General features: G+C 71.4%; 16 protein-coding genes and 1 pseudogene. All 17 read right to left on the bottom strand.

Annotated features, from left to right (window positions below; genetic code table 11):
• Positions 1 to 22: 22 nt before the first annotated feature.
• Entirely contained in the window at positions 23 to 1,549 is a 1,527-nt protein-coding gene (der, locus tag BLT21_RS11680) for a ribosome biogenesis GTPase Der (RefSeq protein WP_091502332.1), read from the bottom strand.
• The gene (cmk, locus tag BLT21_RS11675) at positions 1,549 to 2,229 is read right to left on the bottom strand and encodes a (d)CMP kinase (protein WP_091502330.1); all 681 of its coding nucleotides are present in this window, start codon (positions 2,227 to 2,229) and stop codon (positions 1,549 to 1,551) included. The genes der and cmk overlap by 1 nt, the downstream gene beginning before the upstream one ends.
• Entirely contained in the window at positions 2,222 to 3,349 is a 1,128-nt protein-coding gene (locus tag BLT21_RS11670) for a prephenate dehydrogenase (RefSeq protein ID WP_091502328.1), read from the bottom strand. Before BLT21_RS11670 ends, cmk begins: the two co-directional genes overlap by 8 nt.
• A complete protein-coding gene (locus BLT21_RS11665) occupies positions 3,346 to 4,122 on the bottom strand; it encodes a pseudouridine synthase (protein ID WP_091502325.1) in 777 nt (258 codons plus the stop codon). Before BLT21_RS11665 ends, BLT21_RS11670 begins: the two co-directional genes overlap by 4 nt.
• A complete protein-coding gene (gene scpB / locus BLT21_RS11660) occupies positions 4,119 to 4,700 on the bottom strand; it encodes an SMC-Scp complex subunit ScpB (RefSeq protein WP_091502323.1) in 582 nt (193 codons plus the stop codon). The genes BLT21_RS11665 and scpB overlap by 4 nt, the downstream gene beginning before the upstream one ends.
• The gene (locus tag BLT21_RS11655; protein ID WP_371113443.1) at positions 4,690 to 5,580 is read right to left on the bottom strand and encodes a segregation and condensation protein A; all 891 of its coding nucleotides are present in this window, start codon (positions 5,578 to 5,580) and stop codon (positions 4,690 to 4,692) included. Before BLT21_RS11655 ends, scpB begins: the two co-directional genes overlap by 11 nt.
• Positions 5,564 to 6,448 (bottom strand): ParA family protein, encoded by an 885-nt coding sequence (locus tag BLT21_RS11650; protein WP_091502319.1) that lies wholly within the window; start codon positions 6,446 to 6,448, stop codon positions 5,564 to 5,566. Before BLT21_RS11650 ends, BLT21_RS11655 begins: the two co-directional genes overlap by 17 nt.
• A 104-nt stretch (positions 6,449 to 6,552) precedes the next feature.
• Positions 6,553 to 7,167 carry a vitamin K epoxide reductase family protein gene (locus BLT21_RS11645; protein WP_091502317.1) on the bottom strand — a complete coding sequence of 205 codons (615 nt, stop codon included), beginning with the start codon at positions 7,165 to 7,167 and terminating at the stop codon, positions 6,553 to 6,555.
• Positions 7,168 to 7,237: 70 nt separating this feature from the next.
• The gene (gene xerD, locus BLT21_RS11640; RefSeq protein WP_091502315.1) at positions 7,238 to 8,161 is read right to left on the bottom strand and encodes a site-specific tyrosine recombinase XerD; all 924 of its coding nucleotides are present in this window, start codon (positions 8,159 to 8,161) and stop codon (positions 7,238 to 7,240) included.
• Positions 8,162 to 8,166: 5 nt separating this feature from the next.
• Positions 8,167 to 8,733, bottom strand: coding sequence for an NUDIX domain-containing protein (locus tag BLT21_RS11635; protein WP_091502313.1), 567 nt, complete (start codon positions 8,731 to 8,733; stop codon positions 8,167 to 8,169).
• A complete protein-coding gene (locus BLT21_RS11630) occupies positions 8,726 to 10,420 on the bottom strand; it encodes a CTP synthase (protein WP_091502311.1) in 1,695 nt (564 codons plus the stop codon). Before BLT21_RS11630 ends, BLT21_RS11635 begins: the two co-directional genes overlap by 8 nt.
• Before the next feature lie 18 nt (positions 10,421 to 10,438).
• Positions 10,439 to 12,130, bottom strand: coding sequence for a DNA repair protein RecN (gene recN / locus BLT21_RS11625; protein WP_091502309.1), 1,692 nt, complete (start codon positions 12,128 to 12,130; stop codon positions 10,439 to 10,441).
• Positions 12,127 to 13,062: an NAD kinase gene (locus tag BLT21_RS11620; RefSeq protein WP_091502307.1), complete on the bottom strand. Its 936-nt coding sequence runs from the start codon at positions 13,060 to 13,062 to the stop codon at positions 12,127 to 12,129. Before BLT21_RS11620 ends, recN begins: the two co-directional genes overlap by 4 nt.
• Positions 13,062 to 13,865, bottom strand: a complete 804-nt coding sequence (locus BLT21_RS11615; RefSeq protein WP_091502305.1) for a TlyA family RNA methyltransferase — start codon at positions 13,863 to 13,865, stop codon at positions 13,062 to 13,064. The genes BLT21_RS11620 and BLT21_RS11615 overlap by 1 nt, the downstream gene beginning before the upstream one ends.
• Positions 13,862 to 14,059, bottom strand: coding sequence for a hypothetical protein (locus tag BLT21_RS11610; RefSeq protein WP_256336057.1), 198 nt, complete (start codon positions 14,057 to 14,059; stop codon positions 13,862 to 13,864). Before BLT21_RS11610 ends, BLT21_RS11615 begins: the two co-directional genes overlap by 4 nt.
• Positions 14,060 to 14,079: 20 nt before the next feature.
• Positions 14,080 to 15,114: an HAD-IIA family hydrolase gene (locus BLT21_RS11605; RefSeq protein ID WP_091502303.1), complete on the bottom strand. Its 1,035-nt coding sequence runs from the start codon at positions 15,112 to 15,114 to the stop codon at positions 14,080 to 14,082.
• Positions 15,114 to 16,115 (bottom strand): annotated as a pseudogene (locus BLT21_RS15870) (primosomal protein); the annotation flags it as partial. The gene BLT21_RS11605 and the pseudogene BLT21_RS15870, both read right to left, overlap by 1 nt.

The following is a 16,115-nucleotide window of genomic DNA, read 5'->3' as shown; positions in this document are numbered from 1 at the left end:
CAGGTGAATGGCGCTCAGCCGGTCAGCGCTGGCGCTTCTCGCGCACCCGCATGTTGGTGACGATCGGCGTGCCCTCGAAGCCGAAGATCTCACGCAGGCGGCGCTGGATGAAGCGGCGGTAGCCCGGGTCGAGGAATCCGGTCGTGAACAGCACGAATGTCGGCGGACGCGTCGACGCCTGCGTGCCGAACAGGATGCGGGGCTGCTTGCCGCCACGCAGCGGATGCGGGTGCTCCGCCACGAGCTCGGCGAGGAACGCATTGAACTTGCCGGTGGGGATGCGCTGATCCCACGACTGCAGCGCCGTCTCGAGGGCGGGGACCAGCTTGTCGAGGTGGCGCCCCGTACGCGCCGACAGGTTCACCCGCGGCGCCCAGGTGACGTGGGCGAGATCCTGCTCGATCTCGCGCTCGAGGTACCGGCGCCGGTCGGCGTTGTCCATGTCGGCGTCGTTCAGGCGATCCCACTTGTTGAAGGCGAGGATCAGGGCGCGACCCGACTCGAGCACGAGGTCGATGATGTTCAGGTCCTGGACGCTGATCGACTCGGTCACGTCGAGGACGACGACGGCGACCTCGGCCTTCTCGAGGGCCGCCGACGTGCGCAACGACGCGTAGAAGTCGGCGCCCTGCTGCAGGTGCACGCGGCGGCGGATGCCGGCGGTGTCGACCAGGCGCCACAGCTTGCCGCCGAGTTCGACGACCTCGTCGACGGGGTCGCGGGTCGTGCCCGCGAGGTCGTTGACGACGACACGCTCTTCGCCGGCCGCCTTGTTCAGCAGCGACGACTTGCCGACGTTCGGTCGACCGAGGATCGCGACGCGACGCGGTCCGCCGAGCTCGTTCTTCGCGACGGCCGAGACCTCGGGGAGGACCTTCATGAGCTCGTCGAGCAGATCGGCGACTCCGCGGCCGTGGATGGCGGAGACCGGATGCGGCTCGCCGAGGCCGAGGTTCCACAGCGCAGCGGCCTCGGGCTCCTGGCGCGCGTCGTCGACCTTGTTCGCGATGAGGAAGACCGGCTTGTCGCTCTTGCGGAGCAGCCGCACGACCGCCTCATCGGTCGAGGTGGCGCCGACCATCGCGTCGACGACGAACAGCACGACGTCGGCCAGGTCGATGGCTACCTCGGCCTGTGCCGCGACCGACCGGTCGATGCCGCGGGCGTCGGGCTCCCACCCGCCGGTGTCGACGAGGGTGAAGCGGCGGTCGAGCCACTCGGCCTTGTAGCTCACCCGGTCGCGCGTGACACCCGGGGTGTCCTCGACGACGGCTTCGCGACGGCCCAGGATGCGGTTCACGAGCGCCGACTTGCCGACGTTCGGGCGCCCCACGATCGCGACCACCGGCAGCGCCGGCAGTACTTCGACGACCTCGCCTCCCGCGGTCAGTCCCGCGAGCAGGTCGGCGTCGTCCTCGTCGAGCTCGTAGTCGGCGAGCGATGCGCGAAGCGCTGCCGCCCGCTGGTCGGCCAGCTGCTCGTCGAGGTTCGCGAGCTTCTCCTCGAGCTGGTCGGGACCGCCCTCGTACTCGTCGTCGGTGGTAGCCATCAGTTCTCTCCTGTCGCGGTGCGCACGACGTCGATGACGGCGTCCACGGTCCGATCGAAGTCCAAATCGGTCGAGTCGACCACCACGACGCCGGGAGCGGCGGTAAGGAAGTCGACGACCTGCGAGTCCGAGGCGTCACGGCGGTGGAGCGCCTCGGCGACCGCCGCGGCATCCTCTCCCGTGAGCTCGGCGCTGCGGCGCGCGGCGCGCACCTCGGGGCTGGCGGTCAGCAGGATGCGCACGGGCGCATCGGGGAAGACCACCGTCGTGATGTCGCGGCCCTCGACGATGACCCCCGCCGAACCGGATGCCGCCACCAGTGCCCGGAACAGGACGTTCACGCGCTCGCGCACCTCGGGCACGCGGGCGACGCCGCTGACGGCCGCCGACACGCGCGGCTCGCGGATGTCGGCCGTCACGAGGTCGTCGCCGACGCGGACCCAGTGGTCGTCGGCGTCGAGCGAGATCGCGTAGTCGAAGTCGTCGAGCGCGCGCACGACGGCATCGGCGTCCGCGGTGTCGTCGCCGCGGTCGAGCACGTGCCAGGCGAGCGCGCGATAGGCGGCGCCGGTGTCGAGGAATCCGAAGCCGAGCACGCGGGCGACCTGCTTCGAGACGCTCGACTTGCCGCTGCCGGCGGGCCCGTCGATCGCGACGGTCACGGGAAGGGTCTCAGGCATGCGGCACGCTCGCGATTTTCCAGCCGCGCTCCTCGAGCCCGGCGACGGCTTCGTGGACGGCGCTCGGGACGACGCTCAACTCGGCGAGTCCGAACTGCGCCCCCGGGGAGTGCTCGAGCCGCAGGTCCTCGATGTTGACGCCGAGCTCGCCCAGGTCGCCGAACAGACGCCCGAGCTGGCCCGCCGTGTCGTCGACCCGCACGACGATCTGCTCGAAGCGCCGGTTCTGCCCGTGCTTGCCCGGCAGGCGCTCGACGCCCTCGTTGCCGCGGCGGATCGTGTCGGCCACCGCTCGTCGAGCCCCCGGTGCGCCCGGGTCGCGGAGCGCGTCGGCGACGGCATGCAGGTCGGCGGCCAGGTCGTCGAGGACGGCGACCACGGGCGCGGCGTTCGCGCCGAGGATCTGCACCCACAGCTCGGGAGCGGATGCGGCGATGCGCGTCGTGTCGCGCACGCCCTGACCGGTGAGGCGCAACGAGCCCTCGGGCGCCCCGACGAAACGACCGGCGAGGAGGCTCGCGATCAGCTGCGGGACGTGCGAGGTCAGCGCCACGGCCTCATCGTGTTCCTCCGGCGTCATCTCGAGCGGCATCGCGCCGAGGTCGAGCGCGAGGCCTTCGACGACCGCGAGGTCGGAGGCACGGGTCTCGGCGTCGCGGCAGACCACCCAGGGGCGACCGGCGAAGATGTCGGCGCGCGCCGAGATCGCGCCGCCGCGCTCACGGCCGGCGAGCGGGTGCGAGCCGATGTAGTGGGTGAGGTCGACGCCGCGGGAGCGCAGCTCGAGGTACAGCTCGAGCTTGACGCTCGCGACGTCCGTCACGACGATGCCCGGATGCGCCCGCAGCTCGCGCTCGATGACATCCGCGGTCACGTCGGGCGGTACGGCGACCACGACGAGCACGGGGCGGTCGTCGGCGGCGGCGAGGCGCCCGGCGCCGTAATCGACCGCGAGGCGCAGCTGCGCGGGCGAGGCGTCGTCGAGCACGACGTCCACGCCGAGCAGGCGCAGCGCATGTCCGATGCTCGACCCGAGCAGCCCGGCGCCCACGATGCGCACGGTGCCGACCGTGCGCGCGGCACGGCCGCGGCGCACGGGAGCGGGCGAGGGATCGGTCACGGGTTCTCCGGAGAAGTCGGGTGCGGGGCGGCACCGTCGGCGCTGCGCGAGAGCGTCAGCAGCGCACCTCGCTCCACTTTAGTCAACTCGCGGGCGCGTCCCGCCGGGAGGGTTCCCAGGTGGAGCGGCCCGAACTGACGCCGGACGAGGTCGACGACCGGATGCCCGACCTCCGACATCATCCGACGGACGATCCGGTTGCGACCCGAGTGCAGCGTCAGTTCGACGAGACTCGTCTCTCCCGAGATGTCGAGCAACCGTGCCTTGTCGGCTGCGATGGGGCCGTCCTCCAGCTCGACGCCGGTCGTCAGCCGCGCGATGGTCTGGGGCGTGACCCGACCGCGCACCTTCGCGATGTACACCTTCGTGACCCCGAACGACGGGTGGGCGAGGACATGGGCGAGCTCACCGTCGTTGGTCAGCACGAGCAGGCCGCTCGTCTCGGCGTCCAGGCGGCCGACGTTGTAGAGCCGCTCGTCCCAGTCCTTCGTGAAGCGGCGCAGGTCGGCACGACCCTTCTCGTCCTTCATCGAGCTCACAACGCCCGTCGGCTTGTTCAGCATGACGTACCGCTTGGTGGTGTCGAGCTGGACCGCGGTCCCGTCGACGTCGACGACGTCGTTCTCGGGATCGATGCGACTTCCGAGCTCGGTGACCGTCACGCCGTTGACCCGCACGCGGCCCTCGACGATCAGCTGCTCGCACACGCGGCGCGACGCCACGCCCGCGTTGGCGAGGACCTTCTGCAGGCGTACGCCTTCGGCATCCGTCATCGCGGCGCCTCTCCTTCGAAACCGTCGGTGCCGTCGTCGAGCAACGGCGAGATGGGCGGCAGCTCGTCGAGCGAGTTGATGCCGAGGTTGACCAGCAGTGCGTCGCTCGTGCCGTAGAGGATGGCCCCCGTCTCGGGGTCGTGGCCGACCTCTGTGACGAGTCCGCGCGAGAGCAGGGTGCGCACGACCGAGTCGACGTTGACCGCGCGGATCGACGCGACCTGTCCGCGCGACACCGGCTGCTTGTATGCGATCACGGCGAGGGTCTCGAGCGCCGCCTGCGACAGGCGCGAGGGCGCCTGCGTGTTGACGAACTCGCTCACGAGCGCGTCGTGCTCGGTACGGACGTACATGCGCCATCCCCCGCCGACCTCGCGCAGCTCGAAGCCGCGACGGGGTCCGCCCGTCTCGCCGTCGTAGTCGGCGACGAGCCCGGCGACCGCCTGCCGGACGGCCGGGACGGGAGCGCCGACGGCGGCGGCGAGCGCGACGAGGCTCTGCGGCTCGTCGACGATCAGGAGGATGGCCTCGAGCCGACGGGCCACATCGGCGACGGTGGGCGTGGGGTCATCGGTCATAGTCGGCTCCCAGGGTGGCGAGGTTCTCCTCGGACCAGCGCTCGGCGGTCCATCGCAGCGTCAGTTCGCCGAGCGGCTCGAGCTGCTCGAAGGAGAGCGCCGCGTGACGGTAGAGCTCGAGGACGGCGAGGAAGCGTGCCACGACGATGCCGGGCTGCGCGACGCCGGCGATGAGCTCGCGGAAGTTCAGGGTACCCGCGCCGCGCAGCAGCGTCACCACGACGGCCGCCTGCTCGCGGATCGACACGAGCGGCGCGTGCAGGTGGTCGAGCCCGACCACCGGGATCTCCTTCGGGGCGAAGGCGAGCATCGCGAGAGCAGCGAAGTCGTCGGGGGTCAGGGTCCACACGAGTTCCGGCGCGGCCGCGCGGTATTTCTCGTCGAGACGGACCGAGCGGGTGTGGCGGCGGTCCTCGGCGACGACGCGCTCGGCGAACCATCCGGCGACCTGCTTGAACGCCCGGTACTGCAGCAGTCGGGCGAAGAGCAGATCGCGCGCTTCGAGCAGTGCGACGGATTCCGCATCGATCAGCTCGCCCTGCGGAAGCAGCCCGGCCACCTTCATGTCGAGGAGCGTCGCGGCCACCACGAGGAACTCCGATGCGGCGTCGAGCTCCTCGGGCTCCAGACCGCGGAGGTACCCGATGAACTCGTCCGTGACCTTGCTGAGCGAGACCTCGGTGATGTCGAGCTCGTGCTTGCCGATCAGGTTCAGCAGCAGGTCGAAGGGACCGTCGAAGTTCGTCAGCGAGACCCGGAAGCCCGGCGCCTCCTGCGCCTCCGCGGCCGCCACGTGGTCGGCTGCGTCCTCGACGTCCGCCCCCGGCACGGGTTCGGCCGCCCCGGCCGCGTCGACGATGCCGTCAGGCGACGGCGCCACGGGCGACGAGCTCCCGCGCAAGGCGCAGGTAGGCCTGCGCTGCCTGGTGCTCCGGCGCGAAGGTGATGATCGGGACGCCCGCGACCGAGGCGTCGGGGAACTTGACGGTCCGGCCGATGACGGTCTCGAGGACGTCGTCGCCGAACGCCTCGACGACGCGCTCGAGCACCTCGCGGGAGTGCAGGGTACGCGGGTCGTACATCGTGGCGAGCACGCCGTCGAGCTCGATCGAGGGGTTGAGGCGGTCGCGCACCTTGTCGATCGTCTCGATGAGCAGCGCGACGCCGCGCAGCGCGAAGAACTCGCACTCGAGCGGGATGAGCACCCCGTGGCTCGCGGTCAGCGCGTTGACGGTGAGCAGCCCGAGCGAGGGCTGGCAGTCGACCAGGATGACGTCGTACTCGGAGGAGACGCCGCGCAGCACACGCGCCAGGATCGTCTCGCGGGCGACCTCGTTCACGAGGTGGACCTCGGCGGCCGACAGGTCGATGTTCGCGGGGATGACGTCGAGGCCGGGCACCGAGGTCGAGACGATGACCTCGTGCGGGTCGCGCTTGGTGTCGAGCAGCAGGTCGTAGATCGTCGGGACGTCGTGCGTGGCGATCCCGAGACCCGCCGACAGCGCGCCTTGCGGGTCGAAGTCGACCGCGAGCACCTTGCGGCCGTAGTCGGCGAGCGCCGCGGCGAGGTTGATCGTCGTCGTGGTCTTGCCGACGCCGCCCTTCTGGTTGCACAGGGCGATGATGCGCGCCGGGCCGTGGCCGTCGAGCTTCGGCGGGGTCGGGAAACCTCGGTATGGCCGACCGGTGGGTCCGATCGGGGTGTCTTCCGTGGGGGCCTTCCCGGCCTTCCGCGACTTGTCCGTCACCGAGACTCCTGCTTTCCGTAGCGTGCGATCGATTCTCGCACAGGCACGCGCGGCACGCCGGGAGAGCACGCGGCGGGGCGCGGTGCGCAGACCGCGGCCCCGCCTCAGAGGGTGCCGAGCACGTCGAGTCGCAGCTGGGCGGCCACGGCGATCAGGAGGTAGTCCAGGACGACGATGAGCGGGCTCCACGAGAGCACGAACGCCCCGACGCGCTCGACCCCGGCGCCTCGGCCCCATACCCCGGCCCGCAGGGTCCACCCGCACGTTGTCCAGAAGAGCGGAATGGTGACGAGCCATACGACCATGCACCACGGGCACAGCGAGCCGTACTCGAACACGCTTCGCCACGCCAGGACGTGCACGAAGACGACGGCCCCGGTCACGAACAGGGCGAACACGCGCCAGTACCAGGGGCGCAGCCCGGATCTCGCGGCGAGGGCCGACACCCCGGCGAACACGGCACCCGGGAACAGCACGATCCCGATGATCGAGTTGCTGAAGCCGAGCAGGTTGCCTCCGGGGCTCAGCAGGTTGGGGCCGCACGTCACGATCGGGCTGATGTCGCACGTGATCATGGCTTCGGCGCCGGTCAGCTGCCCGATGTACTCGTGGTAGAGCAGGAACGACACGACCCAGCCGATCGCCCCGGTGACGATCCACAAGATCGCGACGGCGGACCCGGGACGCGTCTCGCGCGCGGGGACGGAGGATGCGGCCATGCTCCCATCCTGTTCCGCACGGCCGGCGTGCGGCGGTGCCGGTCCCGGGAAAAAGTCGCGACGGGACCGGTCAGCGCGCGCGCGGATGCGAGGTCGCGTAGATCTCACGCAGCGTGTCGACCGTCACATGCGTGTAGATCTGCGTCGTCGCGACCGAGGCGTGCCCCAAGAGCTCCTGCACGACCCGGACGTCGGCGCCGCCCTGCAGCAGGTGGGTCGCGAAGGAGTGCCGGAGCGTGTGCGGTGAGACGTGGGCGGTGAGCCCCGCCCGCTCGGCGGCCTGCTGGATGGCGAGCCAGGCGCTCTGCCGTGAGAGCGGGGCGCCCCGCACCCCGAGGAAGAGGCGCGGGCTCGCCCGCCCGCGTCGCGACAGCTCGGGCCGGGCCCGTGCGAGATACGCGTCGACGGCTGCGCGCGCGAACGACCCCACGGGCACGATGCGCTCCTTCGCCCCTTTCCCGCGCACACGGACGACATCGCCGAGGGCCAGGTCGTCGACATCCAGCTGCACGACCTCCGACACCCGCGCGCCGGTCGCGTACAGCAGTTCGAGCAGCGCACGGTCGCGCACCGCAGACAGATCCGACTCCGTGGCGGAGCCCGGTGCGGGTCCCGCACCGTCGAGCAGGCTCTCGACCTGCTCGACGGTCAGAGCCTTCGGCAGCCGGCGCGGCGTGCGGGGCGGGCGCAGCCGCTGCGTCGGATCGGCATCCACGATCCCCTCGCGGGCGAGGAAGCGATGCAGCCCCCGCAGCGACGACTGCAGTCGCGCGAGCGAGGTGGCGGCTGGCGGCGGATCGGCGGATGCCGCGTCCTCGGCGAACCGGGTCACATCGTCGACCGTGACGTCGGCCGCGTCGGCGATGCCCTGCTCCCCCAGCCACGCGATGTAGGCGTCGAGGTCGCGCCGGTAGGCCGCGACGGTGTGCTCCGACAGCCCGCGTTCGACGGAGATGTGGCGCAGGTACGCCGCGACGGCGCGGTCGAGCCGCACGTCCGTCAGCCCCGTCGGAGCCGTTCGGCCGCAGCGAGCACACCCGTCGCCAGGATGCCGTTGCGGAAGCGGCCGGCGAGCACGCCGTCGACGACCTCCGTGAGCGGCACGCGCTCGACGCGCATGTCGGCCTCCTCGTCCTCGCGCTCGTACGCGTCGGGCGCGGCACGGAGGCCGCGGGCGAGGAACACGTGGATGATCTCGTCGTTGCCACCCGGCGTCGTGAAGATGCTCACGAGCGGTTCGAGCGATTCGGCGACGAGGTCGACCTCCTCGGCGAGCTCGCGCCGCGCCGTCTCGATCGGCGGCTCCCCCGCGACGTCGAGCAGCCCCGCGGGGATCTCCCAGTCGCGGTGACGGATCGGATGCCGGTACTGCTGGATGAGCACCACGTTCTCGTCGTCGTCGATCGCGACCACGGCGGCCGCTCCCGGGTGGTCCACGAACTGGCGAGTGATCTCGCCGTCGCCGAAGCGCACCGTCTCGCTGCGCACGTCCCACACGTGGCCGGAGTACACCAGCTCGCTCGAGACGACCTCGGGTTCGACGGGCTCGTCGCTCAGCTCAGGCATCGTCGACCTCGAACAGCTCGCTCGCACGGTGTCGGTCGAGCGCGGCCGCGATGAGTCCCCGGAACAGCGGGTTCGCCTCGGTCGGCCGCGAACGCAGCTCGGGGTGGGCCTGCGTCGCGATGTAGTACGGGTGCACCTCGCGGGGCAGCTCGACGTACTCGACGAGGTTGCGGTCGGGCGAGAGGCCCGAGAAGACGAGGCCGGCCTCGGCGATCTGGTCGCGGTAGCGGTTGTTCACCTCGTAGCGGTGACGGTGGCGCTCCGACGCCCGGGTGGCGCCGTACACCTCGGCCGCGAGCGATCCCTCGGCGAGGTCCGCCTCGTACAGGCCCAGGCGCATCGTGCCACCGAGGTCGCCCCCGGCGATGATGTCGACCTGCTCGGCCATCGTCGCGATGACCGGGAACTCGGTGTCGGGGTCGAACTCGCTCGACGACGCTCCGGCGAGACCCGCCTCGTTCCGCGCGTACTCGATGACCATGCACTGCAGGCCGAGGCAGATGCCGAGCGTGGGGATGCCTTGCTCGCGCGCGAACCTGAGCGCGCCGAGCTTGCCCTCGATGCCGCGGATGCCGAAGCCGCCGGGCACGACGATGCCGTCGACGGCAGCGAGCGCCTTCTCGGCGCCCTCCGGCGTCTCGCACAGGTCCGAGGGGATCCAGGTGACGTTGACCTTCGTCTCCTGCGCGAATCCGCCGGCCTTGAGCGCCTCGGTCACCGACAGGTAGGCGTCGGGCAGGTCGATGTACTTGCCCACGAGCCCGACGGTGACCTCGTGCTTCGGGTTGTGCACGGCGTCGAGCACCTTGTTCCACCGCGTCCAGTCCACTTCGCCGGCGCGCTCGGCCAGGCCGAGGCGACGGGCGATGTACGCGTCGAGTCCCTGGGAGTTCAGCGTCGAGGGGATGTCGTAGATGCTCGGCAGGTCGACGGTGTTCACGACGCCTTCGACGTCGACGTCGCACATGAGGGCGATCTTGTTGCGGTTGCTCTCGCTGACGGGACGGTCGCTGCGCAGCACGAGGGCGTCGGGCTGGATGCCGAGCTGCCGGAGCGCTGCGACCGAGTGCTGGGTCGGCTTGGTCTTCTGCTCGCCGGAGGCACCCATGAACGGCACGAGGGAGACGTGCGCGAAGAACACGCTGTCGCGGCCCAGCTCGTGACGCAGCTGACGCGCCGCCTCGAGGAAGGGCTGCGATTCGATGTCGCCGACGGTGCCGCCGACCTCGGTGATGATGACGTCGGGCCGCGGCTCCTCGGTCGCCTGCAGGCGCATGCGCCGCTTGATCTCGTCGGTGATGTGCGGGATGACCTGGACCGTGTCGCCGAGGTACTCGCCCCGGCGCTCCTTCGCGATCACCTGCGAGTAGATCTGGCCCGTCGTCACGTTGGCCGCCTGGCTCAGCTCGATGTCGAGGAAGCGCTCGTAGTGGCCGATGTCGAGGTCGGTCTCGGCACCGTCGTCGGTGACGAAGACCTCACCGTGCTGGAACGGGTTCATCGTGCCGGGATCGACGTTCAGATACGGGTCGAGCTTCTGCATCACGACGCGGAGTCCGCGGGCGGTGAGCAGATTGCCGAGGCTGGCGGCGGTCAGTCCCTTCCCGAGAGAGGAGACCACACCACCGGTCACGAAGATGTGCTTGGTGGTGTTCTGGGAAGAGGCCGCGCGATGAGTGTCCGTCACGGGCTTCTATTCTATCAGTCAGGAACGCGACAGGTTCAGCAGTTCGCGCGCGTGCTCGATCGCGGCGTCGGAATCGGGCAGTCCCGACAGCAGACGCGCCATCTCGCCCTCGCGTTCGCCGCCCTCGAGGCGGCGGACGCTCGACGCCGTCACCGAGCCGTCGTGCGACTTCACCACGGTGAGATGATTCGTCGCGAAGGCCGCCACCTGCGCCAGATGGGTCACGACGATGACCTGGCTCGTCTCGGCGAGCCGAGCGAGCCGGCGACCGACCTCGATCGCAGCGGCGCCGCCGATGCCGGCGTCCACCTCGTCGAAGACGAAGGTGGGCACGGGATCCGTGGCGGCGATGACCACCTCGATCGCGAGCATCACCCGGCTGAGCTCGCCGCCCGAAGCGCCCTTGGCCACCGAACGCGGCTCGGCCCCGGGATGCGGGGCGAGCAGGATCGTCACGTCGTCGCGACCGGATGCCGAGGGCGTGCCCGGTTCGACGTTCACGATCAGCCGGGCGTCGGGCAGCGCCAGTTCGCGCAGCTCCGCGGTCACCGCGGCTCCCAGCCGCTCGGCGGCGGCCGTGCGCGCCGCCGTCAGCTCGGTCGCAGCCGCATCCAGCTTCTCGTCCAGTTCGTTGCGCTGCGCACGCAGCCGGTCGACGCGGTCCCCGTCGTCGTCGAGCTCGACGAGCCGGGCGGAACCGGTCTCGAGCAGACTCAGCGCCTCGTCGAGCGTGCCGTGCACGCGCAACAGGCCGCTCAGCGCCGCGCGGCGCTCCTCGACGGCTGCGAGCTCCTGCGGTCCGCTCTCGTCGATGTCGGCGAGGTAGGCGCTGAGCCCCGTGACGAGATCGGCCGCGCGGTACGCGAGGTCGGCGAGCGGCTCGACGAAGACGGCGAGGGCGGCGTCGCTGGCCGCCGAGCGCTCGATCGCGCGACGTGCCTCGGCCAGCAGCGAGACGGCATCCGGCAGTTCGTCGTCGTTCGAGAGCGCGTCGTGGGCGGTCGCCGCCGCGGCGCGTAGCTGCTCGACGTTCGCGAGCTTCTCGGCACGCTCGGCGAGGGCGGCGTCCTCACCGAGCTGAGGTGCCACGGCCTCGATGTCGGCGATCCGGGCGCGCAGGTCGTCGGCCTCTCGCCGACGCGCGTCACGGTCCGCGTCGAGCTGTGCGAGCTCGGTGTCGACCGCCCGCCAGGCGTCGTATGCGGCTCGGTACCGGTCGCGCACAGCCACGAGGGCGGGCCCGCCGAAACGGTCGAGGGCGTCGCGCTGGGCGACGGCGGACTTCAGCCGCAGCTGGTCGGACTGCCCGTGCACGACGATGAGCTGCTCGGCGAGGTCGGCGAGCACCGCGGCGGGAGCCGGCCTCCCTCCCACGCTCGCACGACTGCGTCCCTCGCTCGATAGGACGCGCCCGAGGTACAGCTCGGAACGCCCCCCGCCGATCGGCTCGAGCTCACCGCCGGCTTCGCGCACGCGGTCGGCGACGGGTCCGTTCTCGTCGACGATCCAGACACCGTCGACGGAGGCCTGAGGTGCTCCCGCGCGCACGGCACCGGAGTCGGCGCGCTGCCCGAGCAGCAGCCCGAGTCCCGTCACGACCATCGTCTTCCCGGCACCGGTCTCGCCGGTGATCGCGGTGAAGCCCGGCCCCATGGGCAGCGTCGCCTCGGCGATGACCCCGAGGCCGCGCAGGCGCATCTCCTCGATCACGATGCGCCGTCCCGCAGCTCGACGATCGGCCCGCGCCAACCGACCACCGGCAGCCGGAACTTCTGCACGAGCCGGTCGGTGAACGCGGCGGGATGCAGCCGCGCGAGGCGCACCGGCGTGCTCGATCGCCGCACGACCACCCGCGCCCCGGGGGGCAGCTCGTGCGAGCGGCGGCCGTCGGCCCAGAGGATGCCGGTGCCGTTGGTTCCGGCTCCGACCTCGATGGCGATGGATGCGTGCGGGCTCACGACGAGCGGACGCGCGAACAACGCGTGGGCTGAGAGGGGCACCACGGCGACGGCCTCGACGTCCGGCCAGATCACCGGGCCGCCGGCGGAGAAGTTGTAGGCGGTGGAGCCGGTGGGGGTCGCGATGACGACGCCGTCGCAGCCGAACGCCGAGAGCGGGCGGCGGTCGACCTCGAGGACGACCTCGAGCATCCGCTCGCGGCTCGCCTTCTCGACCGTCGCCTCGTTCAGCGCCCAGGTCTCGTAGACGACGTCGCCCGAGCCGTCCTTCACCCGTACCGAGAGCGCCATGCGCTCCTCGACGTCGTAGTCGCGGGCGATCACGCGCCCGACGGCGTCATCCATGTCGTCGGCCTCGATCTCGGCGAGGAAGCCGACGTGCCCCATGTTGATGCCGAGGACGGGGGCCGAGCCACCGCGTACGAGGTCGACCGCTCGTAGGATCGTGCCGTCACCGCCGAGGACGATCGCGAGCTCGAGGTCGGCGACGCGCACGTCGCGATCCAGGGTCAGGACGCCCGGCAGCTCGCCGAGCTCGGCCACCAGCTCGGCTCGGTCGTCGGCGGCGAGCACGGGCCGCGCGCCGGCACCGGCGAGGGCGTCGAGCACGCGCTTCGCCGCCGCGACGGTGTCCGGACGGCGGGCGTGCGCGACGACGAGGATATTGCGCGTCGCGTCGGTCATCAGGCTCCCGCCAGTTCGTCCACCGTGTGTATCCATTGTGTCGGATTGCCCTCGTCGCCGACGCGGACGCACAGATGGACGACGTATTCCTGATTGCCGTGGGTACCTACCAGCGGCGAGGCGATCACGCCGTGGGTGCCGAGCCCGGCATCCCATGCCGCCCAGAGGACCCCGGTCACGGCATCCGCGCGCAGACCCGGGTCGGTGACAAGCCCGCCCTTGACGGCGGTCCGGCCGACTTCGAACTGCGGCTTCACCAGCAGGACAACATCGGTGTCCGGCGAGCAGACCGAGACGACGGCGGGCAGCACGTACTCGAGGGAGATGAACGAGAGATCACCGGTGACGACCTCCGGCGCGAACGCCCAGCCGGCGGCGGCCTCGAGCGACGCGGGCGTCAGGTTCCGCACGTTGAATCCTTCGACGCTGATCACGTGCTCGTCGGCCGCGACGGCGGGCGCGAGCTGCCCGTGTCCGACGTCGACCGCGACGACCGGCCGGGCGCCGCGCTCGCGCAGCACCTGCGTGAACCCGCCCGTCGAGGCGCCCATGTCGAGCGCACTGCGCCCGTCGACCGTGATCGAGAAGGCGTCGAGACCGGCGATGAGCTTGTGCGCGGCCCGGCTGACGTAATGGTCGGCGCCCGCCACGATCACGACGGCATCGTCCGGCACGGGGTGCGACGCTTTCACGACCGTGCGCCCGTCGACGGAGACGAGGCCCTCGGCGATCAGCGTCGCGGCGTGACTGCGCGAACGCGCGAGACCTCGCGCCGCCAGAGCCGAATCGAGTCGCGTGCTCACGCGACGCCGGTGGGACCGGAGTCGAGGCGCCGCGCGAGCTCGTCGTGCAGCGCGGCGTATGAGGCGGCGCGCTCGCTGAGCGGCTGGTCCTCGATCACGTCGAGCGACGACACGAGGTCGTCACGCCACTGCTCGGCGGCGCTCTCGCTCGCGGCGTGCTCGTGATCGGCCGGGATCGCGCCCTCCATCGACATGCCTTCCACGATACGCGGGGTCAGGGACGGTGGAACGGATCCGCGTAAAGACGCTCCGGGACGCGGAACCCGTAGATCGCGCGCCCGGTCGCCCAGATAGCCGCCGCGCCGGCACGGAGAAGATCGACGGGGCGATCGCCCTCCTCGACGATCACGATGTCCGCGCCGTCGATGCGCACTGACGACCGGCCGACGCTCGTCAGTTCGCCCTTCGTCCTCACCTCGGGGTACGGCTCGTGCAACTCGCGCAGGTCGCCGACGATGTAGGTGGGTCGCGACGTCGCCGGTGCCGCGAGCACGTGCTTGGGCCGGTCGATGCCGGTGAGCACGAGCGCCGAGCGGATGCCGGCGGCCTGCGCCCCGGCGATGTCGGTGTCGAGACGATCGCCGATGAAGAGCGGCCGCTCGGCGCCGAACCGCGCGACGGCCTCGTCGAAGATCGGGCGTTCCGGCTTGCCCGCGACTGTCGCCAGCCGGCCGACTGCCGTGTGCACAGCCGAGACGAGGGTGCCATTGCCCGGCGCGATGCCGCGGGCCTGCGGGATCGTCCAGTCGGTGTTGGTGGCGATCCAGGGGATGCCGCCGTCCTCCTCGGGTGTCGCAAGCGCGTAAGCGGCTTCGGCCAGCTGCGCCCACCCCACCTCGGGAGCGAACCCCTGCACGACGGCAGCCGGCGCGTCGTCGGCGGAGCGCGTCGCGACGTAGCCCGCCTTCTCGAGCTCGTGCACGAGGCCGTCACCGCCCACGACGAGCACGGTCGCACCCTGTGGCACGCGGTCGCGCAGCAGGCGCATCGCGGCCTGCGGACTCGTGATGACGTCCTCGGGGCGCGTCGCCTCCAGCCCGAGTTCCCGGAGGTGCTCGGCCACGACCGAATCGCGCCGCGAGGCGTTGTTCGTGATGTACCCGAGGCGCCGCTTCTCACCGGCGCGGTTCAGGCTCTCGATGGCGTGCGGCAGTGCACCGGGTCCGGCGTACACGACCCCGTCGAGGTCGGCGAGCACGGCGTCGACCCCGTCGAGAGGCGTCGCGCTCGGGCGGGAGAACAGGCTCATCAGCGCCCCTCCCCCTGCTCGTTCGTCGCCGGCGCCTCGCTCTCGAGTGCGGCGGTCTCGTCGATGTCGTCGACCACGATCAGCTCCCGGTCGGCGTCGGTAGCGCCGAGCGCCTCCTCAGCGACGACGGCGCGACGCTGCCACACCGCCGCCTCGTCGGTGCGACCGAGATCGTCGAGCACGGCTGCCCGCGCGGCGAACAGCGCCGGGCTCCATGAGAACGCGCGATCGGGGTCGAGCTCGGGGATATCGAGCTCCTGAAGTGCGCGCTCGGTCTCGCCCAGGTCGAGGCGGGCACCCGACATCGCGATGGCGAGTTCGACGCGCACCTCGATCGGAAGGGTCGCGCGGTCGACCGCGCGACCGACCTCGAGGGCACGATCGGGGCGCCCGACGCCCCGCTCGCTGTCGACCATCATCGCGATCTGATCGTCGCTGCCGGAGATGCGTCGGTACGTGCGGAGCTCCCGCAGTGCGAGCGCGTAGTCGCCGGTGGCGTAAGCGGTGATGGCCACCGTCTCGCGCACCACGCCGACGCGACCAGCCCGCCGGGATGCGGCGAGGGCGTGCTCATGGGCCAGCTCGGGATCGTCGTCGATCAGCTGAGCGACCATCGCGAGATGGCGGGCGACCTGCTCGGCGTTCTCCTTGCTGAGGGTCTTGAGCTCGTTCCGCGCCGCGCCGGGGAGATCGCGAGCCGTGACGGTCTCGGGGATCTCCGGGCCGCGCGGAACCTCGCGGCGTTCCGAGCCCTGCGGCGGACGCGAGGCGCGCGCGCCGCCGTCGCGGTCATCGCGACGGGGGTACGTCGGACGGTCGCCATCGCGACGGGGGTACGTCGGACGGTCGCCATCGCGACGGGGGTACGTCGGACGGTCGCCATCGCGACGGGGGTAAGACGGACGGTCGCCATCGCGACGCGGACGCGCGCCACCGTACGAGGGACGGTCACCATCACGCTTCGGATACGACGGACGGTCACCATCACGCTTCGGATACGA

This window comes from Microbacterium sp. cf332 (assembly GCF_900102175.1).
GTDB lineage: Bacteria > Actinomycetota > Actinomycetes > Actinomycetales > Microbacteriaceae > Microbacterium.
The sequence above is the reverse complement of the archived record's forward strand: the minus strand, read 5'-3'. Positions and strand labels throughout refer to the sequence as shown.